Genomic DNA, 26,387 nt, shown 5'->3' on the forward strand with positions numbered 1-26,387 from the left:
TGTCAGTCGTGATCCTGGCCGCCGGAGGGGGCGCGTGCCGGCCAGATGCTGCGCATGGGATAGACGGTACCCCCCTTGAAGCGCACGCTGTCGCCTTCGCTGAACAGGGCGACGCGGGCGAATTTTTCCCATGGAAAGACTGTTTCCGTCATCACCGTCTGTCCGTTATCGGCGAAGAGTTCCATGGATGCCGCGTCCATCAGTAGCCGCAGGGTGATGGGCTGGCGCGCGTCGGTGCGCGGGGCGGTGTCGATCCGGGGGGCGAATTTGGGCGAGAAGGCCGGGTCGGCGGCCTTGCGCCGGTCGCTGAAATAGCGGCCGGTCATGCCGTCATAGCCGACGCGGAGTTCTTCGCCGCGCGCATTGGAGAAGACCAGTCCGCAACGGACTGCCCCGGTGGGGCGGTCGAAGCGCAGTTGCAGGTCCGACTGGCTGACGGTGGCGGGGGGGGGGATATCCAGCTTCAGCATGCCGTCGATTGTGTGGACGGTGGTTTTCGGCGGGCAAAGTTGCGGCGGTATTCGCTGGGGCTGAGTTTGACGCGGCTGCGGAAATGGTGCCGCAGGGCGAAGACGCTGCCGAAACCGACGGCTTCGGCGATGTCTTCCATCGGGCGTGACGTTTCCTGCAGGAGCGTCTTGGCGGCTTCGACGCGTTCGGTGGCCAGCCATTCGCCGGCCGGCATGCCGGTGGCCGCGACGACGCGGCGTTCGAAGCTGCGGCGGCTCATCGCGGCTTCGTCGGCCAGGCGGGCGATGGGCCAGGATTGATGGAGTGCCTGGCGGACACGGTCGAGGACGGGGGCGATATCGGCTTCGGCGCGCAGGCTGACGGGGCGTTCGAGAAACTGCGCCTGGCCGCCGGTGCGATGCGCGGGCATGACGATGCGGCGGGCCACGGAATTGGCGGCCGCCGGCCCGTAATCCTGCCGGACGATTTCGATCAGCAGGTCGATGCCGGCGGCGCTGCCGGCGGAGGTGAAGATGCGGTCGGTCTCGCGATAGAGCGAGGTGCTGTCGACGCGGAGGGCGGGAAAGCGGCGTTGCAGGGCCTGGGCGTGGCGCCAGTGCGTGGTGACCGCCGCGCCGTCGAGCAGGCCGGTAGCGGCCAGCACGAAGGCGCCGGAACAGATCGACGCCAGGCGGGCCCCACACGCGTGGGCGCGGCGCAGTCGATCGATGAGAGCGGGGGGGATCGGTGTTTCGGTATCTTTCCAGCCGGGGATGACGATCAGGTCTGCCTGGTCCAGGAGTTCCGCTCCGTGGTCGGGGAGGATGCGGACACCGCCATGGGCGCGCAGGGGGCCGTCCTCGATCGCGCAACTGGCGAAGCGGTACCAGTCCGGCCCCATTTCGGGACGGGGCAGGCCGAAGATTTCGGACACGATGCCGAATTCGAACGTGCAGAGGCCGTCATAGAGCAGGGCGGCGACCAGCGGGCCGGTTGTGTTTGGCATGATCTGCATGATGATTGTCGTTTATGCCAATTGCAAGCGGGGCGCGGGGAAAGGATGCTGGCGGGGAGAAGCAGGGAGGCTTTCGATGGCAACGTCCGTCACCTTTGTCCCGCCCGCGTCGTCTGCCGAAGCCGTTGCGCATTTCTCGGCGCTGTTCGCGTTCGAGACGGATTGCTGGGATGTGCATGAGGCTTTGGCCGGGGAGGCCGATTTCGTGTTGCTTGATGTGCGGAACCCGGATCTCTTCGCCAGGGGGCATGTGGGCGGGGCGATCGATCTGCCGCATGGGAAAATCACGGCTGCACGCATGGCAATGTGGCCTGGCGAGACGGTTTTCGTTGTTTACTGCGCGGGGCCGCATTGTAATGGCGCGGCGCGCGGGGCCCTGCGTCTGGCCCGGTTGGGGCGGCCGGTGAAGATCATGGCTGGTGGTGTGATGGGCTGGCTGGATGAGGGTTTTGCCCTTGAGAATGGCACCCATGCTTGAGATGCGCCCCGATTGCGGCTGTTGCGGCAGGGGGCTTCCGCAATCATCGGCCGAGGCGATGATCTGCTCTTTCGAGTGTACTTTCTGCGCGGCCTGCGCGTCGGAGGTACTGGACCATCGGTGTCCGAATTGTGGTGGGGATCTGGTCAGGAGGCCGATCCGCGATGTGCCGGCTTCGGCGTGACGTGCGAAATTCGTATCCTGACCAGTTTGCGACTGGGGCGATGACCCTGTATCAGTTCATAGGGAAGCGAACCGTGTCCGATGGCACCACGCGAACGGTTCTTGATCCGGCGTCGAACCCCGATAACAAGCGGTTGTGGTGATCGACGATCTGCTCGGCAGTCAGTGGGCCGAAATCGGCGGTTGTATGACCATCACTGAGTAACAGCACGTCGAAGCCCAACGAAACGGCCCGCCGTGTGGTGGTATCGATGCAGAATTGGGTCATGCAGCCACCGATTATCAGACGATCGACACCAAGCTCTGCCAGACGTTCGCTCAGGTCCGTGTCGTGGAACGAGTCGCAACTGCGCTTGTGGACGATGAGCGTATCGTCGCGCGGTGCGATTTCGTCGCGGAACAGCCAGCCGGTCGTTCCGACCGCCAGACGATGCCCGGCGTTCCCGTCATGCTGAACGAGGATGACGGGAATTCCCGATGCTTCCGCTGCATGTTTCATCCGGCCCAATCGGGCCGCGACCGCATCGAGGCGGGCATCGATGGACGATTGCCGATCGGCATGGGCCAGCCCTGTGAGGATGGCCCGCTGGAGGTCGATGATGAGAAGGGCTGTTGTCATTGGCTGTCGATCCATAGTGCCATTCCTCTTGCATCTGGCAGGACATTCGAGAAACCGAATCGTTCGTAGAGCCGCCAGGCTTCGCCATTTGCCATCAGGCTTACATATGTTTCGGCAGGAATGGTGGATCGGATATGACGCATGATAGCGCCCACGATCGCAGACCCGATTCCGTGCCCGTGATGGGCAGGATCGACGGCGATATCGACGAGATGGATGAAGAGCGCGCCGTCGCCGATCATCCGTCCCATCCCCACGATGTCAGCATCGTACACGACATGCACCCCGTAGAGTGTATGGGGCAGGCCCATCTGGGCGGCGCGCAGGCTGCGCGGTGTCAGACCGCTTATTCTGCGCAGACGGCAATAGGTTTCTGCGTCGGGAACGCCCGCGCGGAAGGCGTATCCCTCAGGTAAGGGATAATGGTCCTGGAGACCGGGAGACATGATGGCTGTTTCCTCCTGGGAAGCCTCCATCGTCAGCCTGACTGGTCGTTTCTGGTAAAATGACTCAACACAAGCCGACTGATGCGGCTTGAGTCATGAAAAGAGACCCTATGCCGCTCCGCGAACGGAGCGCCACCAGACATGTGAAGCTGTATTTTCTGTGTGGGTCATGGATTCATGCGTGCCATATTAAAGCCTCTTGCGCAATGGAAAGATGTCCGCTTGTGGTGAGCGGACATCGCGAAGTGGAGCGCCTCTTTCCCGCGCCGGCATTGTGTATTCGCAGACTTGTCCGGGCATGATTCGGTTTGCTCAGGCGGGCTCTGCTGCCTGTTCGGCCCAGAGGGGGAACGGGTCGGGCAGGTGGGCGTGGCGGTGCGGGAGGAAGTCCGGCTCGGGGACCAGGCAGGCGTCCAGGGCGGCGCGGAGGGCGGGTTGGTCCATGGTTGTGCCGATGAAGACCAGTTCCTGCCGGCGGTCGCCGAAGCTGTCGTCCCAGTTGCCGGCGAGCGTGCGGCGCCAGTCTTCGTCCAGGGGCCAGTGCTGGTGCGGGATGGTGGCCCACCAGCGCCCGGCCGCCTGGTGGCGGGCGAGGGCGCCGGCGATGCTGAGTTCGCCCACCCAGTCAGGGCGGGTGGCGAGCCAGAAATAGCCCTTGGCGCGGACCAGGCCCGGCCAGCCCTGTTCGATGAAGCGGGCGAACGCCGCCGGCACGAAGGGGCGCCGCGCGCGGTAGACGAAGCTTGAGATGCCGTATTCCTCGGTTTCGGGAACGTGCTTGGTGTGGCCGTGAAGTTCCTTGAACCAGAGCGGGTGCGTATGGGCGCGTTCATAGTCGAAGCGGCCGGTGTTCAGCACGCGTGCGAGGTCGAGCCGGCTGTGGTCGGTTTCGACCAGGTCGGCGTCGGGGTTCAGCGCGCGGATGATCTGGCGGGCGGCGTCGCGCTGCGCCGGGGTGGCGCTGGCGGTCTTGTTCAGGACCACCACATCGGCGAATTCGATCTGTTCGACCAGCAGATCGACCAGCGCGCGGTCGTCGCCGTCGCCCGCGACCTCGCCCCGGTCGCGCAGGAAATCGGCCGATGCGTAGTCGTTCAGCAGGTTGGCGGCATCGACCACCGTGACCATCGTGTCCAGCCGGGCAAGGTCGCTGAGGCTGCTGCCCCGTTCGTCGCGGAATGCGAAGGTTGCGGCGACGGGCAGGGGTTCGGCGATACCGGTGGATTCGATCAGCAGGTAATCGAAACGGCCGTCGCGCGCCAGGCGCCCGACCTCCTGCAACAAATCGTCGCGCAGGGTGCAGCAGATGCAGCCATTGCTCATCTCGACCAGTTTTTCGTCGGTGTGCGACAGGTCGCCGCCGCCGTTGCGGACCAGGTCGGCGTCGATGTTCAGCTCGCTCATGTCGTTGACGATGACCGCGACCTTGCGGCCCTCGCGGTTGTTGAGGATGTGGTTGAGCAGCGTGGTCTTGCCGGCGCCGAGAAAGCCGGACAGCACGGTGACGGGAAGGCGGGTGTCCATGACGCGATGCTCCGTGGCGGTTGCGTTTCCGGCCTCTAGACCGTATGTTATAATATATCAATACGTGCTGGAGCTGTACCTGCCGATGTCTTCCTGCCCGACACGCCATCGCCTGACCGATCTGGCATCCTGCGGTGCCATCCGGGCGGCCGGACGGTCCATCCTGGTGCATCCCCGCATGCCTGGCGCGCGGGTGCTGGACGCGGCGCGCCTGCATGTGACGGAGGGCGCGCGGCTGGTCCAGGCACGGGGCACGATTCAGGACATTCGCCGGCGGATTGCCGGGGCGTTTACGGTACGCACCGGGGCGCTGCTGGACGATGCGCTGGTGCTGGCGACGCTTTATGCCACGGTGGCGCGGCAGCCGCTGCTGCGGGTGCGCCTGGAGCGGATCGTCACCGACAGTTGCCGTAAATTCCATGTCGATCATGTCGGCCTGCGTCTGCTGTGTGCCTATCTGGGCCCGGGCGTGCAGTGGACCGCGGATGACGGCGCGACCATCGGGCAGGCCGAAACCGGAGCGGTGGTGCTGCTGAAGGGGCGGCGTTTTCCCAATTGGACGGAGGAGCATGGCGTCCTGCACCGTTCGCCGCCGCTTTCGGCATTGCCCGTGACGGAGCGGATGCGGTTGCTGCTGACGGTCGATGCGGCCGATGCCTGCGGCGGGGCCGACGATGGGCCTGTGACGGTCGCGGCCTGAGCGGTGTTCACGATCGAAAGCTGGCCGGCTCCGGCGATGGGAGAGGCTCCGCGCGTTCGGGCCTCCAGCATGCCCGGCAGTCTGGTGGATCTCGCCGCGCCTGGCGTGGACATGGTGGTGTGGGCGCGGGACGTGCCGCCGGTCTGGCATGAGACGCTGGAGACGTACGCCCTGCCGGACGGGTGCATCACCCTGGCCGGGACACTGGACGAGGTGACGCTTGCGCTGCGGCGGCCCGATCTGCGGCGGCGCTATCCGGCGTTTCTGATCGAGGATGTCGCGCAGACGGCGGCCCTGGTGGCGGCGCTTGCGGTGTGTACGAGCCTGACCGTCATGCTGGGCGATCTGGCGGCGTGGCCGGGTGCGGGCCCGTTGCCGGCCGGGCGGCTGCGGGCGCTGTGCTGCTATGGCGCGGGCACGGTGGACTGGGTGTCGGGCCGGGTGGGGGGATGCGATCTGCTCAGCAGCATGTCACCCTATGCGCTGGCCTTCGTGCCTGCCTGGGGCGAGGCGCATGTGGCGTGGCGGTTCGCCCGGCTGCGGGAGCGGGCGGTGGGGCTGGAGATCGTGGCCGGGTAGAAGCCGTGCGGGCGAACGGGCGGGACCCGCGCGCTGGTTCGTCGCCAGCGCGCGGGCCCTGGTCCGGGTCAGAAATCCATGCCGGCCTGGACGAAGGCGTAGCGGCCGATCACGTTCTGGCCGTAGGCCGCGAGGTCGGTGTTGATGACGCCGTCGGGGACGAAGGGCGGGTTCTTGTCGAACAGGTTGTTGACGCCGGCCTGGAACGTCCACTGGCGCAGGCGATAGCCCAGCGTGATGTCCTGCGTGAAGATGCCCGGAACCTTGTAGTAGGTTGCCGAGGCGGGCAGCAGGTCCTTCGAGCCGTTATTGAGTTTCATGCCGCCGATATAGTTCATCATGTAGGTGATGCTGTACGGTCCGTGCGTCCATGTGACCGTGGCGTAGTCGGACACGCGCGGATGGGCGACGCCGGCGCCGGCATAGGCGCCGCCGCCCGCGTAATACAGCCGTCCGGCGCCGTTGAGTACCGGCGAGCCGGCATAGGGGCGCACGTTGTAGGCGATCAGTTCCTGGAAGTTGTTCGAGACGCTCAGCACGTCGAGCGAGGTCAGCCGGATGCGGTAGTCGAGGTCGAAATCGATGCCGTCGGTGTTCATCGTGCCGAGATTCTGCATCGTCGCGTTGACCATGGTGATCTGGCCGTTGGCGTCACGCGGCGAGATGTCGGCGCAATAGCCCGGCGAAGAGCCGGTATAGCACTGGTCGACGATATATTGCGTGCCGACGCTGCCGATCGTGTTCTGCAACGAAGTGTGCCAGTATTCGACCGATGCCGAGAGACCGGGGACCCAGCGGGGCGTCACCACCGTGCCGAACGTGTAAGTGCGGCCGATTTCGGGGCGCAGTTTGGGGTTGCCGCCTTCCAGCGTCGGCAACTGGTTGGCATAGGCCTGCGATGGGTGGGCCAGGTTGGCGCCGTAGCGCGCGCAGTTGGCCACGACCGTCGCTGCCGCCGCGCCGTAATAGGACGGACGGGTGCAGGGATCGACCGCCGCCGGATAGCCGACCGACTGGCCGCCATAGAGTTCGTAGACGTTGGGCTGGCGGAAGGAGGTGCCCAGGGTGGCGCGGAAGCGGATGTCGCGCACGGGTGCCCAGTTGATGCTGGTCTTCCAGTTCTGGGCATTGCCGAACGTGTTGTAGTGCGACCAGCGGCCCTGGGCGTCGATCGTCAGGTCCCTGGCGAAACGCACGTTGTGGAGCAGCGGGATCTTGGCTTCGCCATAGATTTCGGTCGCGTTGAAGCCGCCGCTGGTGGACGAGGTATAGGAGCCCGCGATGTTGCCGGCCTGGACCTGGGGGTCCGCGTAATAGGAGAGCTGTTCGCTGCGATGTTCCAGGCCCAGGGCGAGGCCGATCGGGCCGCCGCCTTCATAGGGCAGTTTCACCACCTCGTTGTTGTTGACGCGCAGGTTGAAGTCGCGGAGCTGGTAGGTGGCGTGGTCGACTTCGGTATGTTTGGCATAGTTGACGGCGGAATCGGGCCAGGTCCGGAACGGGTTGAACAGCGTGCAACCCGGCTGGCTGGTACAGACCGACGGATCGTAGGAGACGCGGCCGCCCGCCGTGGAGACGCCCAGTTCCTGCATGATGTCGGCATAATTGACCATGCCCTGGGTGCGCATGGTGTTCTGCGTCTGCCCGTAGGTCATGGACGCATCGTATTTCCAGTTGTCGACGATGGTGCCCTTGCCGCCGGCCACGACCTGCCAGGTATCGTTGGCTGAATCGTACTGGCGGGGACCGAATTCGGTCGTCCGCTTGTACATGCTGACATTGTGGCCCCAGACATTGTACGGGTTGCCGGCGGGCAGGACGAAGGCGGGCGGCAGGTCGTTGACGCCGACGCTGCCGGTCAGCGGTTGGGGCGAGAGCTGGGCCTGCGAGGATTTGTGCGTGTAGCGCGCGTTGGCGTACAGGGTCAGGTGGTCGCCGACGTCGTAATGCGCGTCACCCGTCGCGGCGGCGCTTTGCACATACTGGTAGAGCGTGCCTTGCGGGCCGTAATTGTACCGCTCGGACGCCGTCAGCGGCGAGAAGCCGCCATTGCCGTTGGGAAACATCTCGACCCCGCCGACGATGGGCGTGGCGGTGGGGGTGATGCCCGACCCGTAGACGATGGTGCCGCCGGGGGCGGGGTTGTTGATCTGCGGATTGTAGCCCCAGGCGCGGTCGCGCTGCATGATCGCGCCCTGGGTGAGATACTGGCCGCCGATCGTGACGTTGCCGCGATGATGGTCGAAATCGAACCCCTTGATCGCGGAGATCATGCCCGTGCGGTTGTCGCCGTACTGGGTCAGGCCGCCTTTCAGCGTGACGTTGCCGGTCGTCAGATCGTGTTTCAGCTTGACGTTGATGACGCCCGATACCGCGTCGGCGCCGTAGAGTTCGGACCCGCCATCCTTCAGGATTTCGACGCTTTCGACCATCGAGGCGGGGATGGTGTTGAGGTCGACGCAGGAACTGCCTGCCCCGCCATTCTGCACCTGCCGCTTGCCGTCGACCAGAACCAGCACCCGGTTGGAGCCCAGATTGCGGATATCGGGGCAGGCGATGCCGCCGCCGCCGTTGGTCGACGTGTTATAGGTGCCTGACGTGCCCATGGAGGGCAGCCGTTGCAGATAGTCCGACAGGGTGGTGGCCGAGGTGCGCTGGATATCCCTGGCGGTGATGATCTGTACCGGGTTGGCGTTGGAATTGTTCGACGTCTGCAGCATCGAGCCCGTGACCACCACGGATTCCGGCGCCGACGGCCCGGGCATCGGGGCGGCGACCAGGCGGGCTACCTGCGCCTGCCTCTCCCGTGCTGCCGGGGCCGGGGCGGACGCCGGCGTCGCCGGTGCGGCTGTTGCTGCTGCCGTGGGTCTGGCCGTGCGGTTCGCGCCATGGTGTGCGGCTGTCCGGTGCTGGGCGGCATGGGGCTGGGTCCCGACGGACGTCTCGGCACCGGCCGCCGGGGCCAGGACGATCGCGCCGGCGAGGGCCGGAAGCGGCAGAAGCCATTTTCTGTCGAACGATGGAGGCATGGTGAAAGCGAATCCCTGAACAGACTGTCGCGTCGTGTGGCGGCACGAATTCATGCCGACGGACGGAGCAGCCGCCACCTGACATGGTTTCGTAACGGAATGAAGTGATAACGTAACAGTCACAGGTCAAATGCCGAATCGTCGGCGGCATATAACGTCAGGTTAACCGCTCGGGGCGCTGTCGGGCCGGGAATAACCTGGGGTTAACGTCATGCATCATATTGGAATTGGTGCCTGCCCCCGGACGCGCCCTATTGCGGGAACGCGGCCGTGTCGCGCGACGGTGCGCGGTGGCCGTGTCGCGCGACGGCGCGCGGTTGCCGTGTCATGCGACGGCGCGCGGTTGCCGTGTCATGCGACGGCGCGCGGTTTCGGTACGGGAGGATCGATCAGAGGTATGCGGCACGCGCGTTCGGTTACGGTCATCGGAGGCGGTGTGGTCGGGTTGTCGACCGCTTATGCCTTGATCCGGCAGGGTCATGCAGTGCGCCTGGTGGAACAGCTTTCCGAGGTCGGCCAGGGTGCCAGTTTCGCCAATGGCGGGCAGTTGAGCTACCGTTACGTCGCGCCGCTGGCCGATGCCGGCGTGCCGCGCCAGGCCCTGGCCTGGATGATGCGCCCCGGTGCGCCGGTATCGCTGCGGCTGCGCGCCGATCGGGATCAATGGCGGTGGCTGCTGTCCTTTCTCGCGGCGTGCCGGGCCGGGACCAATCGCGCGCATGCGCACCGCCTGCTGGATATCGCCCTGCTGGCGCAGCGGGTCCTGGCGGCATGGCGCGCCGAGGGGCTGGAGGAATTCTGCTGGCGCCGCCCGGGCAAGATGATCGTTCACCGCACGGCGGCCACGCTGGCGCATGCCGCGCGGGGCATCACGCAGCCCGATGCGCAGTCGGTGCTGACGGCTGCCGAATGCGTGGCGCGCGAGCCGGCGCTGGAGACATTGCGCGGCGCGCTGGCGGGCGGAATCTTTACCGAAGGCGAGGAGGTTGCCGACTGCCACCTGTTCTGTCGCGCGCTGCTGGCGCGGCTGGTTGCCAGCCCGGACTTTACGCATGTCCGGGGCGTGGCGACGCTGGAGGCCGCGCCGGACAATCGCTGCGCGGTGCGGATCGACGGCCAGGCCGGCCCCCAGACCGACCTGATCGTCGTTGCCGCCGGGCTGCGCACGCGCGCGCTCCTGCGCGCCGTGGGTGAGGATATTCCGTTATATGGGCTGAAGGGATACAGCCTGACCCTGCCGGTGCGGGCGGGGGGGACGCCGGATATCAGCGTCACCGACTACGACAATCGCGTGGTCTATGCCCGGCTGGGCGAGCGGTTTCGCATTGCCGCCATGGTCGATATCGGCGCCGATGACGATGGCGCCTCGCCCCGGCGGATCGCGCAGTTGCGGCGCCTGGCGCAGGCCAGTTTCCCCAATGCCGGGCCGTATGACGATGCGGAAGCCTGGGCGGGCTTTCGGCCCGCCACGCCCACCGGACTGCCGGTGGTGGGGCATACCGGCCGGGCCAACCTGATGGTCAATGCCGGGCAGGGGGCGCTGGGCTTCACACTGGCCCCCGCCTGCGCCACCCTGCTGGCCCTGCTGGCCGGTGGCGAGGCCGCCGGCGCGCCCGTCCCGTGATCACACGAAGGATCTGACTGTATGGCCCGCTCCGCCTTTCCGCGTTTCCTGTGGCTGTCGCTTGTCCTGGCGGCCCTGCCGGCCGGTGCCGGTGCGGCCAGCAGCAATGCGTCCGACACGGCGCTGGAGACGATCGTGCAACAGGGCGAGGCGCAGCCGCTGGCGGGGCTGGCGGCGGCGCGGCTGCATGACGGTCGGATGGTCTACAGCCATTACAGCGGATTTCGCTATCGCACGGACGGGCATAGCCTGCCCGTGACGCCGCAGACGCGCTTTCGGATTGCCTCGGTCTCGAAACTCGTCACCACGATCGGCCTGATGCGGCTGGTCGAACAGGGGCGGGTGCGGCTGGATGACGATGCGTCGTTCTATCTGGGCTTTGCGCTGCGCAATCCCGATTTTCCGTCGGCGCCGATTACGGTGCGGATGTTGCTGAACCATACGTCGAGCATCCGCGATGCCGACGGTTACCTGATTCCGCCGGGGCAGGATATCGCGACCCTGTTCGATACCGCGCACCCGCCCGGCCCCACCGGCGATCATTTCGCCCATGGCGCCGGCCGGGCGCCGGGGGCGTGGTTCGAATATTGCAACCTCTGCTACGGGCTGGTCGGCACCATCATCGAACGGGTCAGCGGCGAGCGTTTCGACCGCTACATGCGCGCCCATGTGCTGGACCCGGCGGGCATTGCCGGTGGCTACGACCCGCTGGCGCTGCCCGACCCCGATGCGCTGGCCACGCTGTACCGCCATCTGCCGCAGGGATGGGTGGCGACGGCCGATGACCGGCCCCTGCGCGGCCGGACGCCGGCCGAACTGGCGCATTATCGGGTGGGCAGCAACGGCACCCTGTTCTCGCCGCAGGGCGGGTTGCGGGTGTCGATCCCCGAGATGGCGCGGATCGCGCGGCTGATGATGCAGCGGGGTACGCTCGATGGCGTGCGGATCCTGTCGCCGGCCTCGGTCGAGATGATGGAACGTCCGACCTGGACCTATGACGGGCATAACGGCCTGTCGGGGGCCGATGGCGAGGGGCCGATCGATTGCTATGGCCTGTCCGTCATCTGCCTGCTGGGGCGGCGCGATGCCGCGGGCCGGGGCGACACGCCGTATCCCGGTTATCGCGGTGGCCTGCGCGGCCATCTGGGCAATGCGTACGGGCTGCATTCCGGCCTGTGGTATGATCCTAAGACGGGTGACGCGCTGCTGTTCGCCGCCACCGGATACCCGTCCGATCCGGAGACGCGGCCGGGCCGCTATTCGTACTTCACCCGCGTGGAAGAAGAGATTCTTGGAGTGCTTGCCCGTGCCGACAGCTTCTGATCCGCGCCTGTCCGGCCTGATGAGACGGGAGGTGCTGCGCGGTGGCGCCCTGCTGGGCCTGACCGGCGTGGCGGGTTGCGCGTCGCGTGCCGGCGGGAGCGATTTCGCGCCGGTCGGCCGCCTGCTGAGCGAGGCCGTGGCGCGTGGCGACGTGCCGGGCGTGGTGGCGGCGGTGGGGCATGACGGGCGCGTCGTCTATCGCGGCGTCTATGGCCATCGGGCCCTGCTGCCGGTGCCCGAACCGCAAAGCTGGACCACGCGCTTCGACATGGCGTCGCTGACCAAGCCGACGATCACCGCGCTGGCGGTGATGCAGCTCTGGGAACAGGGGACCTTCGCGCTGGACCAGCCGGTCTGCCGCTACCTTCCGGAGTTCGCGCGCGCGGGCAAGGCGGGCATCACCATCCGCCACCTGCTGACCCATTATTCCGGCCTGCCGCCCGACCTGGAGCTGTCCACCCCCTGGAAGGGCAAGGATGAGGCGGTGCGCCGCGTGATGGACACCCGGCCCGACCATCCGGCCGGCGAGCGGTTCGTCTACAGCGACATCAATTTCATCACGCTGGGGCTGCTGGTGGAGGCGCTGAGCGGCCAGACGCTGGACCGGTACGCGGCGCTGCATATTCTGGCGCCGCTGGGCATGGTGCATTCCGGCTTCCGCCCCGATGCGGGGCTGGTCCCGCAGATCGCGCCCACCCAGTTCGACGAGAATCATGCGATCCTGCGCGGCGTGGTCCATGACCCGACGGCGCGGCGCATGGGCGGTATCGCCGGCCATGCCGGCCTGTTTTCCGATGCCGACGACATGGTGCTGTATGCGCGGGCCCTGCTGGACCGGCGTGCCGGGCGGCCCAGCGCCTTTCCGCTGAAGCGCGAGACGCTGGTGCTGATGACCACGCCGCAGCAGCCGGCCGGCAGGACCGACCTGCGCGGGCTGGGCTGGGACATCGCCACCCATTATTCCACGCCGCGTGGCGACCTCTTTCCTGTCGGTTCGTTCGGCCATACCGGCTTTACCGGCACGTCGTTGTGGATGGACCCGGTCAGCGACAGTTTCGTGCTGATCCTGACCAACCGGGTGCATCCCGATGGCGGCCATGGGCGGCAGATCGTGCAATTGCGCCATGATGTGGCGACCGCCGCCGCCCGCGCGCTGGGGATCGCATAGCCGGGGCTCGGAGGCTCCTGAAGGGGCCTTTTACGGGGGCGCGGCGAGTGAGGCGGCCAGGGTTGCGATCCATTCGGGCGTGACCGGCCAGCCCGCCAGGCGGGCGGCGCGGAGGGCGGCACCGCCCAGTGGCGGCAGGACCGGCGGCAGGGGAGGCGTGCCCAGCGTCGTTTCCATATGAGCGAGGAACGGGCGGCTGTTGAAGATGCTGCCGCTATGGCTCCATGGCCCGTCGGGCAGGCCGGCGCGGGTGGCGGCGGTGCGCACCTGTCCGGCCAGGGCCTCCGCCGCCTGGTGCAGGATGGCGATCGCCTCCGGCAGGCCCTCATCGGCGCAGGTGGCGACGAAGGCGGCCTGGGCGGCGATGGCGGAGCGGGGATGGGGCTGTCCGCGCAGCCATTCCAGCAGGCCGTCCGGCGTGGGGGCGATGCCCAGCCGTTGGGCCAGGCGCCGGGCGAGACGATGCACGTCCGGCGGGTCGTCGGCGGGCGCGCCGGCATCGATCCATTGCGTCAGATACCGCATCGCGTCGCGGCCGATGGCGTAGCCGCTGCCCTCGTCGCCCAGCAGATAGCCCCAGCCGCCCACCCGCAGCGTGGTGCCGTCGGCGGCGCGCGTCAGGACGATCGATCCGGTTCCCGACAGGGCGAGGATGCCCGGCTGGCCGCCCAGCGCGCCGTCCAGGGCGATGTCGGCATCGCTGCATAATTGCGTCGGCAGGGGCGCGGTCCAGTCCGCCAGGGCGCGGGACTGGGCGGCGGAGGACGGGCGCCGGCTGCTGAAGCCGGCCAGGCCGAGGACCAGGGCCTGGGGGGATGCCGCCAGCAACGGGGCGAGGGTGGCGTGCAGATTGTCCAGCCAGTCCGGCCGGTCGAAGGCGTTGGCCCCCGCGCCCTCGCGCCGGGACGGGACGAGGCCCGCGCGCGTCACCAGGGCAGCCTGGGTGCGGGTGCCCCCGGCATCCACGGCGAGAATGCAGGTCATGATCGGTGTCCGGTCAGGAATGGTAGAGCAGGACGGTGCGGCGGCGGCGTTCGAAATCCGCCAGCTCGCCCTGCCAGTTCGCGATGATCGCGCGCGGGGCGGTGCCGGCGTCGATGGCGTGGCGGATGCTGTCGGTGCCGAACAGCAGGTCGGCGGTCCGGCCGGTGCCGCGCCAGAGCGGGCCCTGGCAGAGCGGGCGGGCCGCGCAGAGCAGGGCGAGGCCGGTGGCCAGGGCGTCGAAGCGCCGGCGGTCGGTGACGATCAGGTTCAGGCCATGGACCAGCCGGTCGCGGTCGACCGAGCTGCTGGGGGTGAACCAGGTCTCGCGGATCGCCAGGCCGGGCAGGTCGGCCTGGCGCAGGGCGGCGACCCATGGGTGGGCGTCGACTTCCGGCCCGCCCAGTTGCAGGAACGGCAGCGCCGTGCCGCGCCCGACCGACAGGACCGTGCCTTCGAACAGGCAGGTGCCGGGATAGGCGATGGCGGTTTCGAGCGTCGGCATGTTGGGGCTGGGGGCGATCCAGGGTAGGCCGGTCTGGTCGAAGAACAGGGCGCGCGACCAGCCTTCCATCGTCACCACGCGCGGCGGGGCGCCGGCGGGATGCAGGCAGTAGCGGTGGAAGAACAGTGCCAGCTCGCCCATCGTCATGGCATGTTGCAGGGCGATCGGCGCCCGGCCGATGAAGGAGGCCTGGGCCGGTTGCAGGACCGGGCCGGAGGGCGCCTGTGCGCCGATGGGATTGGGGCGGTCCAGCACGATGACGGGAATGGCCAGCCGCGCGCAGGCGGCCATGACGTCATACAATGTCGAAGCGTAGGTGTAGAAGCGCGCGCCGACATCCTGGATATCGAACAGCAGCAGGTCGATGCCCGATGTCTGGAGGATGTGCTCCAGCGGGGCGCCTGCGGTGTTGTAGATGTCGAAGACGGTGATGCCGGTGGCCGGGTCGGTGGTGCGGGGTTCGGACGCGCCGGCGGGGGCCGAGCCGCGAAACCCGTGTTCCGGCCCGAAGATCGCCTGAAGCTGGATGCCCGGTACCGCGTGCAGGATGTCGGCGATATGGCGCAGGGTGCGGTCGGTGCTGGTCGGGTTGGCGACCAGCCCGACCTTGTGCCCGGCCAGCAGGCGATAGCCGTCGGCGCGCAGCCGCTCGAACCCGGTCGTGACCGGGCGGGAGAGGGCGCCTGGGGCGTCGGCCCATGCGCGGGAGCGGGGCATGGCGGCGGCCAGCGCGCCGGCGCCCAGGCCGGCAAGGGCCGTCCGGCGGGTTGTCGTCATGGAGTGGCCTTCTGGAAGCGTCTGAAGCCGGAAGCGAGGGTGGCGAAGCAGAAGAACAGGACGACGCCCAGCGGGACGATCCATGCGAAGCTGATGGCCTGCCCGCCGGGGCGGAGCTGGAATTCGGCCAGGGCCACGGCGGCCAGCGTCGCGCCGTAGGCGGCCATGACGGCGCGGCTGTCGGTGTGGCGCGCGACCAGGCCGAACAGGAAGGCGCCCAGCATGGGGCCGTAGGCATAGGCACCGACCGACAGGCCGAACACGACCAGCGAGGTCGCGCCCTGGCCGAAGGATTGCGCCACCGCGATCAGCAGCACCGCCCAGACGCAGGTCAGCCAGCGGGCCAGCGACAGGTCGTGCAGGCCCAGGGCGCCGGCCATGCGCCGGCACTGCGCCGGAAAGTCGGTCATCGCCGCGCTGGTCAGGGCGTTGAGCGTCGAGGACAGCGAGCCCATGGTGGCGCTGAGGATGCCCGCGACCAGCAGGCCGGACAGGCCGGCCGGAGCGTCGTGGACGATATAGTAGGGGAAGATGTCGTCGCCGCGCAGGCTGTGGTAGGGCGCGCCGCCGGCCGGGGTGGCCGACAGCAGGATGCCCAGCAGCGACAGCGCGCCGAACAGCAGCCCGACCACCAGCGCGCTGGCGACCAGCGCCAGCCTCGCGTCGCGCAGGCTGCGGGCGGCCAGGATGCGCTGCACCATCAGGTGGTCGGTGCCGTGCGACGCCATGGCCATGACCGCGCCGCCGATGAGGGCCGAGGCCGGGGCGAACGGGTCCGCCAGCAGCGCCGTGCCGTGGTCGAACAGGTGGAAGCGCCCGGCGCGCGCCAGGTCGGCGACCGTGCCGGGGCCGAGCCCGTGCCAGATGACGGCGGCGCAGAGGATCGCGCCCAGCAGGTAGGTGCAGAACTGGATGACGTCGGACCAGATGACGGCCTTGAGCCCGCCGAACACCGTGTAGAGCAGCGTCATCGCCATCAGCGCGCCCATGATGGCCAGGGGGCCGTGGGGCAGGTGGAAGGCCGCCAGCAGCATGGCCAGCGGCAGCGTGCCGGCCAGCAGGCGCACGGCCTCGCCGATCACGCGGGTGATCAGGAAGGTCAGGGACACCGCGCGCTGCATCGGCGCACCGAAGCGCTGGCCCAGGAACTGGTAGGGCGTGCGCATGCCCCCCGCGAAGTAGCGTGGCAGCAGCAGCCAGGCGACCAGGCAGCGCCCCGTCAGGTAGCCGATCGCCAGCCCGACGAAGACCATGCCGCGATGGAAGGCCACGCCGGGCACGCTGACGACGGTGAGGGTGGAGGTCTCGGTGGCGACCAGCGACAGGCAGATGCCCCACCAGGGCAGGTCGTGCGTGGCGCCGAGATAGGATTGGGCGGTTTTCTGCCGCCCCGCCATCCACAATGTCAGCAGCGGCAGGGCGGCGAGATAAAGGCCCATCACCAGAAGATCGAGCGTTGACATGGCGTTCCCGGGCGTTCCTGGTCAATACCAGGACAGAACCATACGGAAATTGGTTTTGCAATGGTATTGTTCTGGCGTTATGAAAGGGGCCTGTTCAACCGCCCGCAGGACCCGCCATGACCGAGACCGACCGGCCCGCCACCCCCATCACCGGGACCGAGCAGCGGGACCCGCGCTATGCCGATATCGACATCTGGCCGGTCCGGTCGGTGCTGGACGCGCTGGCCGAGGCGCAGATGGCGGCGACGGCGGCCGTGCGCGCGGCGGTGCCGGAGATCGAGGCGGTGGTGGATGCCGCCCTGCCGCGCCTGCGACAGGGTGGGCGGCTGGTCTATGTCGGTGCCGGGACGTCGGGGCGGATCGGGCTGCAGGACGGTGTCGAGCTGGGGCCGACCTTCGGCTGGCCGGCGGAACGGCTGGTGCTGCTGCTGGCCGGCGGGCCGCAGGCGATCTTTCAGGCCGCCGAGGGCGCCGAGGATCGCGAGGATACCGGCCGGGCCGAGCTGCTGGCCCACGCGCCGGACGCGCGGGACGTGGTGTTCGGCATCGCCGCCAGCGGGGGGACGCCGTATACCTGTGCTGCCGTCGCCGCCGCGCGGGAATGCGGCGCGCTGACGGTGGGCATAAGCTGCAACGCGACGGGGCGGCTGCTGCGCGAGGCGGAATACGGCATCGTGACCGTCACGGGGCCGGAGGCGATTGCCGGTTCGACGCGGCTGAAGGCCGGCACGGCGCAGAAGGCGACGCTGAACCTGCTGTCCACCGCGCTGATGATCCGGCTGGGCCATGCCTATCGCGGGCGGATGGTCGATATGCGCGTGATGAACGCGAAGCTGGATCGCCGGGCCGCGCGGATGGTGGCCGACCTGGCCGGCGGGTCGGATGAGGAGGTTCGCGCCGCCCTGGTGGCGACGGGCGGCAACGTCAAGCGCGCGGTGCTGGTCCGTGCCGGCATGACGCCCGGCGAGGCCGAGCAGGCGCTGGGCCGCCATGGCGGCGACCTGCGGCGCATCCTGCCGTCCGTCGTCCCCACGGGTGGCTGAGGACGCGATGGGCCACGCCGATGACGGCATGTTTCGCGGCCTGGCGCCGGACCCGGACAGCCGCCAGCCGCTTTATCTGCAACTCGAAGCCGGGTTGAGCCGGCTGATCCGGAGCGGGGCGCTGTGCCAGGGCGATGCGGTGCCGCCCGAGCGCGAACTGGCGGACATGACGGGCGTGTCCCGCGTGACCGTGCGCAAGGCGCTGGAACGGCTGGTCGAGACCGGTCGCCTGATCCAGCGGCCGGGGGCCGGGACCTTCGTTTCCGGCCGGATCGAGCAGCCGCTGACCGCCCTGCTGGGTTTTTCCGAAGACATGCGCGCGCGCGGGCGGGTGCCGGGGTCGGTCTGGCTGGAACGGGGCGTGGCGCAGGCCAGCCCGGACGAGGCCATGGCGCTGGGGGTGGCGCCGGGCACCGCGCTGTCGCGGTTGAAGCGCATCCGGACCGCCGACGGTGAGCCGATGGCGATCGAGACCGCCATCGTGGCACGGGACGACCTGCCCGCGCCGGAAGCGGTCAGCGCGTCGTTCTATGCCGCGCTGAAGGCGCGGGACCTGTATCCGGTCCGGGCCCTCCAGCGCATCCGGGCCGGGCTGGTCGACGCGCGGGAAGCCGAATTGCTGGGGCTGGCGCGCCCCAATCCCATCCTGCGGATCGAACGGCGGTCTTTCCTGGCCGACGGGCGGCTGCTGGAAGTCACGTTCTCGGCCTATCGGGCCGATCTGTACGATTTCGTCGTCGAACTCAGGACGGATCGCGGCGAGGATTGAGAGCCTTTCCGGAAAAATAGGCTGGAATGCAGGAAGGAAGCACGATGCGACATGTCGTGATCGAACAGGGCCGCATGGAGATCGTCCTGGCACCCGACGCCATGACGGCGTGCCGCGAGGCGGCCGCGCGGATCGCGGACTATATGCGCGGGGCGCCGGACCCGGTGCTGGGTCTGGCGACCGGCCGCACGATGGAGGCGGTCTATCGCGCCCTGGTCGGGATGCATCGCGACGGGTTGTCCTTCGCGCGGTGCCGGACGTTCAACCTGGACGAATATTATCCCATCGCGCGCGACGATCCGCGATCCTACCACGCCTATATGCATGAACAGCTTTTCCGCCATGTCGACATCGTGCCCGGGCGCACGCGCCTGCCCGACGGCGCGGCGCCCGAACCGGAGCGTGAATGCCGCGCCTATGAAGACGCCATCCGCGCGGCCGGTGGGATCGGGCTGCAGCTTCTGGGCATCGGGCTGACGGGGCATATCGGCTTCAACGAGCCGCCGTCGGATTTCGCCACCCGCACCCGGCTGGTCGAACTGGATGAGGAAACACGCAGGCAGAATGCGGAAATGTTCGATGATCGCTGGCAGGATGTGCCGCGCCGGGCCCTGACCATGGGTGTGGGGACGATCCTGGATGCAAGGCGCCTGTTGATGGTGGCGACCGGTGCGGCCAAGGCGCGGATCGTGCGCGATGCCCTGGAAGGGCCCGTGACGCCGATGGTCAGCGCCTCTGCCCTGCGGCAGCATCCGGCCTGCACGGTGATACTGGATTCGGAGGCGGCGGGGCTGTTGCGTCTGGACCGGTAAACGCGTGTCCGGGGCTGCGTGCCCGGAGCGATCCGGCGCGCGTTTCCGCTTGTATGGAAAACTGTCCATACGATAGAAAAACCCATCGGGAGAAAAACCCATCGGGCGCAGGCATCGCCCACCATCCGGCCCCCTCTGGGGTATTGCGCGAAGGTCGATGCCATGTCCGTTCAGCCCGTTGCCCTGATTCCCGCGCAGGCCGTGCCCAGCGCGGCGGCGGCGCTCTATACCGCGCCGGGTGGGGTGATCGCGCGGATCGACAGTCTGGGTGTGTGCAATGTCGGGGCGGTGCCGGTTTCGGTGACGCTGTATCTGGTGCCTGCCGGAAAGGTGGCGGGGCCGGGGACGGCGACGACGTTTGGCCAGACGATCCTGCCCGGACAGACCTGGAACAGTCCCAATGAAATCGGCCGGGTGTTGCAGCCGGGTGATGCGATTGCGGCGCAGGCTTCCGCCGCCGGGGCGCTGACGATTTCGGCGGGCGGGCTGCTGGTGACCGTATCGTGACGCTCTATGCCGTCGAGCCATGGAGCGACGTGGTGGGGGAGATGCGCGGACTGTGGCAGGCGCATTTCCGCGAGGTGGCCAGTGATCAGGAGCGTGCGCCGCTCGATCCCGACCTGGAGGCTTACGGGCGGCTGGAGGCGGCCGGGGCGCTGCATGTGCTGACGATGCGCGAGGGCAGGGTGCTGGCCGGGTATCTGGTGGCGCTGGTGTGGCCGCATCTGCATCATCGCAGTGTCAGCCATGCGTTTTTCGACCTGTATTATGTGCGGCCGGCGCATCGGCGATGGACGGCGGGGATCAGGCTGTTTCGCGAGGCCGAGCGTACGCTGGCGGCGCGCGGGGTGCGGCGGATGATCACCGGCACCAAGCTGCATGTTGCGCCCTCCGGCCGGTCGCTGGATGTGGGGCCGATCTTCCGCCGGCTGGGCTGGGTGGAGATGGAACGCCAGTATGGGAAGTGGATCGGAGCATGGTAACGGCGATTGGCGGTGGATTGTCGGCGCTGGGGTCGATCGCGGGCGGGATCGCAGGGTCTGACGCGGCCGCGAAGGCGGCGCGGGAGCAGGCGCAGGCTTATGGCCAGGCGCAGCAGTTTCAGCAGAATGTCTATGACCAGACGGACCGGAACCTGTCGCCCTATGTGGGGGCGGGGACCAATGCGCTGTATAGCCTGGCATCTCTGCTGGGCTTGCCCGGTGGGGTATCGGGGCAGGGATCGGGTGCGGCGGCGGCGTACCAGGCGTTTACCGATACGCCTTATTACCAGTTTCCGTTGCAGCAGGGTGAGCAGTCGCTGGACCGCTCGGCCGCTGCGCGGGGGCTGGCGCTGTCGGGCGGGCAGATGAATGCGCTGCAGAATTATGCCCAGAATTATGCCGGCCAGCAGTTCGGCAATTACATGAATGCGCTGTCGGGCCTGGCGAATATGGGCAGTTCGGCGGCGTCTGCGCTGGGGAGCCAGGGGAATGGCTCGGCCGGCACGTTGTTGAGTGCCTTGAGCGGGCAGGGCAATGCGCTGGCGCGCGGCACGACGGGGTCGAATGCCGCGCTGATGTCCGGCGTGGGCAATGCGCTGGCATTGCTGGCAGGGTCGAACGCTTCGCCCGGCGTGCTGGGCAATCTGTATGGCGCCGGAAACGGCGGCAGCTACGACTTCTGAACAGGGGTCAAGGGGATGACCATCCTCTTGCGGGTGCAGGGCGGAGTTGGCCAAGGTTCCGTCGGCGCTGCCGACGGAATGCCAACGGAGGGGGAGCCCTGCGTCGAATCGGACCAGAAAAATATATTCTTCATAAGGATATTTCTCGGATCGTTCAGTGTGGAATTGCCGGAAGCCGAGCTGCCGGTTATGATCCGACCCCATCAGGGCACAGGCACCGCCCCTAACGAGACGCGCACTGAGAAGCGTGGGAGTGGTGCATGGCTTATTCTGCCGCCCGTTTTGTCTGGCCCAACAGTTTCAGCGTGGATGCGACGGGTGTGCCGCGTGCCGGCGCGCGGTTGTTCTTCTGCCAGAGCGGCAGCACCACGCCGCTGGCGACCTATGCCGATGCGGGGCTGACGGTGGCGAATCCGAACCCGGTGGTGGCGGATGCGAGCGGGCAGTTCGGGAACGTCTTCCTGATGGGTGGGGCGGCCTATGCCGTCATGCTGTGCGATGCCGCCGGCAACCAGATCTGGACCATGGACCCGGTGGGGGCGGCCGGCGGGGACGCGGGCGGCGGGGTGCCGGTGGGGGCCATTGTCGATCATGCGGGGGCCGTCGCGCCTGCCGGGTGGCTGTTGTGCTGCGGGCAGAGTGTGAGCCGGACGGTCTATGCCGCGCTGTTCGGGGTGCTGGGCACGCTGTATGGCGCGGGCGATGGGGCCACGAATTTCGGTCTGCCGGATCTGCGGGGGCGGGCGACGTTCGGTGTCGACAATATGGGCGGGGAAGCGGCCAACCTGGTGACGATGGCGGGGTCGAACGTCAACGGTGTGCAGTTGGGGGCCGTGGGCGGCAGCCAGTCGGCGGCGGCGCATACGCATGCTGTCGCCGATCCGGGCCATACGCATGCTCTGACCGATCCCGGCCATGGGCATGGGCCCAATCATGGCAGCGGCTTCGTCGTTCCGCAGGGATCGGGCGGCGAGATGGATGCGGTGTTCGCCGGTGGCGGCGATGTCGAGGAAAAGGCGACGGCGCAGACCGCCACCGCGACGACGGGGCTGGCGGCGACCAGCGCGGCCACGGGGCTGACGATCGTCTCGGCGGGCAATGGCGACAGCCAGAACATGCCGCCGGCCATGATGCTGAACAGGATCATCTATGCCGGGGTGGGCGGCTGACGCCCTGCCGGCCGTTGATATTTCGAAAAGATGGGAAGGTGACATGAACGACGCGCAGGCCGTTCCTGATCCGGCCGGGCTGTCCGACACGCTGCGCCAGCATGATGCGCGGATCGGACGGCTGGAGGCCGGACAGAGGGACATGATGATGAAGCTGGTCGAGATTTCGGCCGAGGGGCGGGCCCGTGGCGCGCATCAGGACCAGCGGGCCGATCGCGACGTGGAGCAGACGCGCCTGGCGATTGTGGATCTGCGGCGGGAGATGCGGGCGGTGATTGCCGACACCACGGCGCCGCTGGCGGAATCGCAGCAGACGCTGATTGCGATGAATGCGCAGATTGCCGGTGGCGTCAGGCTGATTCGCAATGCGGGCTTTGCGCTGGGGGGCGTGGTGTCGGCGCTGATGGGCTATCAGCCCTTTGTCGAATGGCTGGGCCGCGTGATGCGCGGCGAGGGGGGATGATGGGCGGGATCGATCCCTCGGACCTGAAATGGCGGGTGGTGGCGCCGGTGCTCGACCGGCTGGGGCTGGGCGGGGCGGCCGCCGTGAATCTGCTGACGGGCACGGCGCTGGTCGAATCCCGCGCCGCCCGGCTGGTGCAGGATGGCGGCGGCCCGGCGCTGGGTATGTGGCAGATGGAGCCCGCGACCCATGATGCGCTGTGGGGCATGCTGGAGGGGGCGGAGCATGCCGATCTGCAAACCCGCGTGGCGCGCATGGCCTGTGCGGACATTCCGCGGGTGCGGCAGTTGATCGGCAATCTGCGCTATGGCTGCGCGATGGCGCGGGTGAAGTATGTCTTCGATCCGGCGCCGGTACCGGCTGCGAAAGATGCGGTCGGGCTCTGTACCTATTGGAAGCGGGTTTATAACAGCGCGCTGGGGGCGGGGGTGGTGGATAGTGTGCACATAGCCGCCTTCACCACCGCAATCAGAGCGTGATCGGACATGCGCGCTGGTGGCGATCCGACGCGCGTTGCCTGTGCTCCGATGCTTACGGCCATGAAGGCCGCTCCGCTTCGGTGCTCGGCAACACACGACGGGCGCGGCCCCTTGGGCCGCTCTCGCTCGCCAGCCCACTTTTTCCCTCAGGATCAGAGGTTCAAAATATCGGCCAAGTGTAAGGGCCTTTCGTAATACAGGATGGAATGATCCATGGATTCTATCACGATTCTTCAGACCCTGATTGCGGTCGTGCCGGTTCGGGATGTGATTTATGTTGCCGCGCTGTGCGGTGTGTGTGCGGCGCTGATGCCGTGGTTGCCGGTGCCGGCCAGTGCGGGGTCGGTTTATGGGCGGCTGTATGCGGTGCTGAACCTGCTGGCGCAGAATTTCCGCAATGTTGCGAACAGGGCGCAGCCTGGCGCCGCGCCGGGGAAGGATGGCGGGGGTATGGCCGCGATCATGCTGGCGCTGGGGCTTGGTGTGGCGGCGAGTCTGGGAGCCTGTGCCACGATCGGGGGGTCCACCCGGATCGATACCGCCGAACTGGCGGCGGATGCCGGGGCGATCGATTTCGCGGCGCAGGCGATCGAGGCGATTCCGGGCCTGTCGGCGCATCTCTCCACCGACCAGGTGGCGCGGGTCAATAATGCCCTGACACAGATCCGCACCATTACGGCGCAGGTCGATGCCGCGTCGGGCGGGGCGATCGATATCGAGACCGGCAAGGGCTGGGCGTCTTCGCTGGCGGGGGAATTCCAGACCATCCTGACCATTGCGGGCACGGTGGCCTCGGCGCTGGACCCGGCGGTGGCAGGCTATATCGCCACGGCCGAGCAGATCATCCCGCTGATCGAGGCGGCGGTGGGGCTGGCACCGGCGAGCGTGTCGGTGGCGGCGGCCGGCGACGCGCCGGCGGTGCGCGCCGCGCTGTATCGGGGCGTGTGATGGCGCATCGTGCCGCAGGCAGGCGGCTGGGTTGCCTGCCCGCCGAAACCCGCCCCGGCCAGCCGCTGCTGGCCGGGTTGCGGATGATGGCGCGGCGGGCGCCTGGGCGGCTGCTGCGGGAGGGGATCGATCCGGCGCCGCTGATGCTGGGCAATGACCGGCTGGGGGACTGTACGTCGGCCGGGTTGGGAAACCATCTGCGCGCGACAGCCGCGCTGGCCGGGTTTCAGGTGGCGGTGCGGGATGCGGATGCCATCCTGTTCTATGAACGCGCGACCGGCTACACGCCGGCCGATCCGGCGACCGATCGGGGTGGGGTCGAGGTCGATGTGCTGGCCTGTGCCGCGCGCGACGGTTACGCGCTGGCGGACCAGACATTCTATCCGGCCTGGGGTTCGGCCGCGCCGGACGACCTGAACGCGCTGCGGCTGGTCATGGCGGGTATGGGGGCCGCCTATCTGGGCGTGCAACTGGCGTCGGCCGACCAGGCGGAAGGGGGCGTGTGGGACACGACCACGCCCGGAGACCAGACGCCGGGATCGTGGGGCGGGCATTGCCTGCTGGCATGGTCCTATGACGGGGTGGAGGACGAGTCCGTTGTGTCTCTGCTGACCTGGGGCGGTATCCAGCGCGCGACATGGCGCTGGGTGCGCGCGCGGATCATGGAATGCCACGGGCTGGCCTGGCGGCAACTGATGCCGGCCGGCGAAGATTGGGACGCGCTGGCGGCGGCGAATGCGGCGTTTCTGGAAGGGGAGGCGGCCATGCCGGGGTGAAGGCGGGGAGGGTCTTTTGTCTCCTGCCGAAGAAGAAACCGGAGACTTTTATCCGGTCGCGGGAATCTTGCGGCACCAGAACAGGAATCCCGAACGGGTCGTGATCTTTCCCGTTTCCGGAAAGAAGGGAGACAGCCTCTTCTCCGTGGGTTCCGGGCCGCGCGCAGCCGGGCGCCTGGTGGGGGGGGCTGCCTCGGCGGCCTGCGGAGTGATTGAAAATATGTTGTATTTTTTGTTTAATGTTTCATTGGGATTATTTATCATATCTGATGTTGATTGTTTAATGTGAATAATATAGGAATGGTTCATACAGAAAATTTCGGAATATCTATGGACCATTGTGCGGCGGACAGACTGGCGGCTTCAGATTATTCCGATGATGCAATCAGGTCGATCAGGCAATATCAGGGCGGACATCTCGGGATCAGTCTTTTCCAGATCGTCTCGACCGTCGGCCTGCTCCTGGCGTGTTATGTTCTGCTCTATGCGGGATTGATGCATGGCTGGTGGGGGGTGCTGCTGCTGGCGCCGCTGGCGTCCGGCCTGTCCATCCGCACCTTCGTGCTGCAGCATGATTGCGGCCATGGTTCGCTGTTCCGCAGCCGGTGGGCGAACGACCTGGCGGGACGGCTCTGCTCGCTGCTGACGCTGACGCCCTATGATCACTGGAAGAAGCATCACGGGCTGCATCATGGGTCGTGGAACAATATGGACACGCGGGGGCGGCTGTCGGACCTGTATTCGGACTGCATCACGGTGGCCGAATATCGGAAGATGACACGGCTGAAGAAGGCGCTGTATCGGATCAGCAAGAATCCGATCCTGAGCGTATTCGTGATGCCTCCGTTCATTTTCTTCATCGTCTACCGGATTGCGTTCGACACGCCGCGTCACTGGGTTCGGGAACGGCTTGGGGTCTATCTGACCAATCTGTGCCTGCTGCTCGGCTATGGGGCGCTGGTCTGGTTCGTCGGGCTGAAATTCGTGGCGCTGGTCAGCGTCCTGGTGATCTATCCCGCCGCCGTGATCGGGGTCTGGCTGTTTCTGGTACAGCACAAGTTCGAAGGGGTGCAATGGGCGCAGAACCCGCAATGGAACAATTTCGAGGCCGCGTTGACCGGCTGTTCGTTCATGCGTCTGTCACGGGTCTGGCGCTGGTTTACCGGTGATATCGGCACGCACCATGTGCATCACGCGGCCCCCGGCATTCCCAATTATCGTCTGGTGGCGTGTCACGATGCGCATGCCGTCTTCCAGGGCGTGAAGGTCCTGACCTGGCGGGACGGGATTCGGGAGGCGCGGATCAACGTGCTGTGGGACGAGGAAAACCGGACCATGGTGGATCTGCGCTCCGTCACCTGACGGTGGGGCGGGTGGCGTGCCGGCGCCGCCCGATTT

At 67.7% G+C, this 26,387-nt stretch carries 29 protein-coding genes; 20 read left to right on the plus strand and 9 right to left on the minus strand.

Annotation, left to right across the window (positions count from 1 at the left end):
- Positions 1–2: 2 nt before the first annotated feature.
- Both HLH36_RS16230 and ftrA read right to left on the minus strand, forming a co-directional pair.
- Positions 3–470 (minus strand): GH32 C-terminal domain-containing protein, encoded by a 468-nt coding sequence (locus HLH36_RS16230; protein ID WP_182987364.1) that lies wholly within the window; start codon positions 468–470, stop codon positions 3–5.
- Positions 464–1,465, minus strand: coding sequence for a transcriptional regulator FtrA (gene ftrA / locus HLH36_RS16235; RefSeq protein WP_220792893.1), 1,002 nt, complete (start codon positions 1,463–1,465; stop codon positions 464–466). Before ftrA ends, HLH36_RS16230 begins: the two co-directional genes overlap by 7 nt.
- A gap of 76 nt (positions 1,466–1,541) precedes the next feature.
- Here ftrA and HLH36_RS16240 point away from each other — a divergent pair, with 76 nt between their 5' ends.
- Both HLH36_RS16240 and HLH36_RS16245 read left to right on the plus strand, forming a co-directional pair.
- Positions 1,542–1,943, plus strand: a complete 402-nt coding sequence (locus tag HLH36_RS16240; protein ID WP_182987365.1) for a rhodanese-like domain-containing protein — start codon at positions 1,542–1,544, stop codon at positions 1,941–1,943.
- 1 nt (position 1,944) lies between these two features.
- Positions 1,945–2,127: a DUF1272 domain-containing protein gene (locus tag HLH36_RS16245; protein ID WP_246376975.1), complete on the plus strand. Its 183-nt coding sequence runs from the start codon at positions 1,945–1,947 to the stop codon at positions 2,125–2,127.
- 51 nt (positions 2,128–2,178) lie between these two features.
- Here the strand turns inward: HLH36_RS16245 and HLH36_RS16250 are convergent, their stop codons facing one another.
- The 3 genes from HLH36_RS16250 to zigA form a co-directional block, all read right to left on the minus strand.
- On the minus strand, positions 2,179–2,745 hold the full coding sequence (locus HLH36_RS16250; RefSeq protein ID WP_182987367.1) for a cysteine hydrolase family protein: 567 nt from the start codon (positions 2,743–2,745) through the stop codon (positions 2,179–2,181).
- Complete coding sequence (locus HLH36_RS16255; RefSeq protein ID WP_220792894.1) at positions 2,742–3,221, minus strand: GNAT family N-acetyltransferase; 480 nt, start codon at positions 3,219–3,221, stop codon at positions 2,742–2,744. The genes HLH36_RS16250 and HLH36_RS16255 overlap by 4 nt, the downstream gene beginning before the upstream one ends.
- Before the next feature lie 282 nt (positions 3,222–3,503).
- Positions 3,504–4,715, minus strand: coding sequence for a zinc metallochaperone GTPase ZigA (gene zigA, locus HLH36_RS16260; protein WP_182987368.1), 1,212 nt, complete (start codon positions 4,713–4,715; stop codon positions 3,504–3,506).
- Positions 4,716–4,800: 85 nt separating this feature from the next.
- Between zigA and HLH36_RS16265 the strand changes: the two genes are divergently transcribed.
- Together HLH36_RS16265 and HLH36_RS16270 are read left to right on the plus strand one after the other, a co-directional pair.
- Complete coding sequence (locus tag HLH36_RS16265) at positions 4,801–5,415, plus strand: DUF1826 domain-containing protein (protein ID WP_182987369.1); 615 nt, start codon at positions 4,801–4,803, stop codon at positions 5,413–5,415.
- 69 nt (positions 5,416–5,484) lie between these two features.
- Positions 5,485–5,994: a hypothetical protein gene (locus HLH36_RS16270; RefSeq protein WP_182987370.1), complete on the plus strand. Its 510-nt coding sequence runs from the start codon at positions 5,485–5,487 to the stop codon at positions 5,992–5,994.
- Positions 5,995–6,062: 68 nt separating this feature from the next.
- On the opposite strand, the gene HLH36_RS16275 is transcribed toward HLH36_RS16270, so the two are convergent.
- Positions 6,063–9,023, minus strand: a complete 2,961-nt coding sequence (locus HLH36_RS16275; RefSeq protein ID WP_246376963.1) for a TonB-dependent receptor plug domain-containing protein — start codon at positions 9,021–9,023, stop codon at positions 6,063–6,065.
- A 397-nt stretch (positions 9,024–9,420) separates the two neighbouring features.
- Here HLH36_RS16275 and HLH36_RS16280 point away from each other — a divergent pair, with 397 nt between their 5' ends.
- Genes HLH36_RS16280 through HLH36_RS16290 form a run of 3 tightly spaced genes read left to right on the plus strand, consistent with a single transcriptional unit; the run spans position 9,421 to position 13,138 of the window.
- Positions 9,421–10,647, plus strand: coding sequence for an FAD-dependent oxidoreductase (locus HLH36_RS16280; RefSeq protein ID WP_182987371.1), 1,227 nt, complete (start codon positions 9,421–9,423; stop codon positions 10,645–10,647).
- 21 nt (positions 10,648–10,668) lie between these two features.
- The gene (locus HLH36_RS16285) at positions 10,669–11,970 is read left to right on the plus strand and encodes a serine hydrolase domain-containing protein (protein ID WP_182987372.1); all 1,302 of its coding nucleotides are present in this window, start codon (positions 10,669–10,671) and stop codon (positions 11,968–11,970) included.
- 19 nt (positions 11,971–11,989) lie between these two features.
- Positions 11,990–13,138, plus strand: coding sequence for a serine hydrolase domain-containing protein (locus tag HLH36_RS16290; RefSeq protein ID WP_182987399.1), 1,149 nt, complete (start codon positions 11,990–11,992; stop codon positions 13,136–13,138).
- A gap of 30 nt (positions 13,139–13,168) precedes the next feature.
- Here HLH36_RS16290 and HLH36_RS16295 read toward each other — a convergent pair whose 3' ends face one another.
- Genes HLH36_RS16295 through HLH36_RS16305 form a run of 3 tightly spaced genes read right to left on the minus strand, consistent with a single transcriptional unit; the run spans position 13,169 to position 16,864 of the window.
- Entirely contained in the window at positions 13,169–14,122 is a 954-nt protein-coding gene (locus tag HLH36_RS16295; protein ID WP_182987373.1) for an N-acetylglucosamine kinase, read from the minus strand.
- A 13-nt stretch (positions 14,123–14,135) separates the two neighbouring features.
- On the minus strand, positions 14,136–15,401 hold the full coding sequence (locus HLH36_RS16300) for an exo-beta-N-acetylmuramidase NamZ family protein (protein ID WP_182987374.1): 1,266 nt from the start codon (positions 15,399–15,401) through the stop codon (positions 14,136–14,138).
- Entirely contained in the window at positions 15,398–16,864 is a 1,467-nt protein-coding gene (locus HLH36_RS16305) for a sodium:solute symporter (RefSeq protein WP_182987375.1), read from the minus strand. The genes HLH36_RS16300 and HLH36_RS16305 overlap by 4 nt, the downstream gene beginning before the upstream one ends.
- 116 nt (positions 16,865–16,980) lie before the next feature.
- On the opposite strand from HLH36_RS16305, the gene HLH36_RS16310 reads away from it, so the two are divergent.
- From HLH36_RS16310 to HLH36_RS16370, 13 genes are all read left to right on the plus strand, one after another.
- Entirely contained in the window at positions 16,981–17,907 is a 927-nt protein-coding gene (locus HLH36_RS16310; RefSeq protein ID WP_182987376.1) for an N-acetylmuramic acid 6-phosphate etherase, read from the plus strand.
- A 7-nt stretch (positions 17,908–17,914) separates the two neighbouring features.
- Positions 17,915–18,676 carry a GntR family transcriptional regulator gene (locus HLH36_RS16315; protein WP_246376964.1) on the plus strand — a complete coding sequence of 254 codons (762 nt, stop codon included), beginning with the start codon at positions 17,915–17,917 and terminating at the stop codon, positions 18,674–18,676.
- Positions 18,677–18,720: 44 nt separating this feature from the next.
- On the plus strand, positions 18,721–19,488 hold the full coding sequence (nagB, locus tag HLH36_RS16320) for a glucosamine-6-phosphate deaminase (RefSeq protein ID WP_246376965.1): 768 nt from the start codon (positions 18,721–18,723) through the stop codon (positions 19,486–19,488).
- Between the two features lie 162 nt (positions 19,489–19,650).
- Entirely contained in the window at positions 19,651–19,995 is a 345-nt protein-coding gene (locus tag HLH36_RS16325) for a hypothetical protein (RefSeq protein ID WP_182967411.1), read from the plus strand.
- A complete protein-coding gene (locus tag HLH36_RS16330; protein ID WP_182967409.1) occupies positions 19,992–20,471 on the plus strand; it encodes a GNAT family N-acetyltransferase in 480 nt (159 codons plus the stop codon). Before HLH36_RS16325 ends, HLH36_RS16330 begins: the two co-directional genes overlap by 4 nt.
- Complete coding sequence (locus HLH36_RS16335) at positions 20,465–21,154, plus strand: hypothetical protein (RefSeq protein ID WP_182987377.1); 690 nt, start codon at positions 20,465–20,467, stop codon at positions 21,152–21,154. The genes HLH36_RS16330 and HLH36_RS16335 overlap by 7 nt, the downstream gene beginning before the upstream one ends.
- A gap of 260 nt (positions 21,155–21,414) precedes the next feature.
- Positions 21,415–22,323, plus strand: coding sequence for a phage tail protein (locus tag HLH36_RS16340; RefSeq protein ID WP_182987378.1), 909 nt, complete (start codon positions 21,415–21,417; stop codon positions 22,321–22,323).
- A gap of 43 nt (positions 22,324–22,366) precedes the next feature.
- A complete protein-coding gene (locus HLH36_RS16345; RefSeq protein ID WP_182978447.1) occupies positions 22,367–22,786 on the plus strand; it encodes a hypothetical protein in 420 nt (139 codons plus the stop codon).
- Positions 22,783–23,265 carry a hypothetical protein gene (locus tag HLH36_RS16350; protein ID WP_338030479.1) on the plus strand — a complete coding sequence of 161 codons (483 nt, stop codon included), beginning with the start codon at positions 22,783–22,785 and terminating at the stop codon, positions 23,263–23,265. The genes HLH36_RS16345 and HLH36_RS16350 overlap by 4 nt, the downstream gene beginning before the upstream one ends.
- Positions 23,266–23,478: 213 nt before the next feature.
- Entirely contained in the window at positions 23,479–24,213 is a 735-nt protein-coding gene (locus HLH36_RS16355; protein ID WP_182987408.1) for a hypothetical protein, read from the plus strand.
- Positions 24,213–24,989, plus strand: coding sequence for a hypothetical protein (locus HLH36_RS16360; RefSeq protein ID WP_182987379.1), 777 nt, complete (start codon positions 24,213–24,215; stop codon positions 24,987–24,989). The genes HLH36_RS16355 and HLH36_RS16360 overlap by 1 nt, the downstream gene beginning before the upstream one ends.
- 16 nt (positions 24,990–25,005) lie before the next feature.
- Positions 25,006–25,278 (plus strand): hypothetical protein, encoded by a 273-nt coding sequence (locus tag HLH36_RS16365; protein ID WP_182987380.1) that lies wholly within the window; start codon positions 25,006–25,008, stop codon positions 25,276–25,278.
- Positions 25,279–25,319: 41 nt separating this feature from the next.
- Positions 25,320–26,351, plus strand: coding sequence for a fatty acid desaturase family protein (locus HLH36_RS16370; RefSeq protein WP_182987381.1), 1,032 nt, complete (start codon positions 25,320–25,322; stop codon positions 26,349–26,351).
- Positions 26,352–26,387: the final 36 nt, after the last annotated feature.

The sequence above is a fragment of the Gluconacetobacter aggeris genome (genome assembly GCF_014174395.1).
Classification (GTDB): domain Bacteria; phylum Pseudomonadota; class Alphaproteobacteria; order Acetobacterales; family Acetobacteraceae; genus Gluconacetobacter; species Gluconacetobacter aggeris.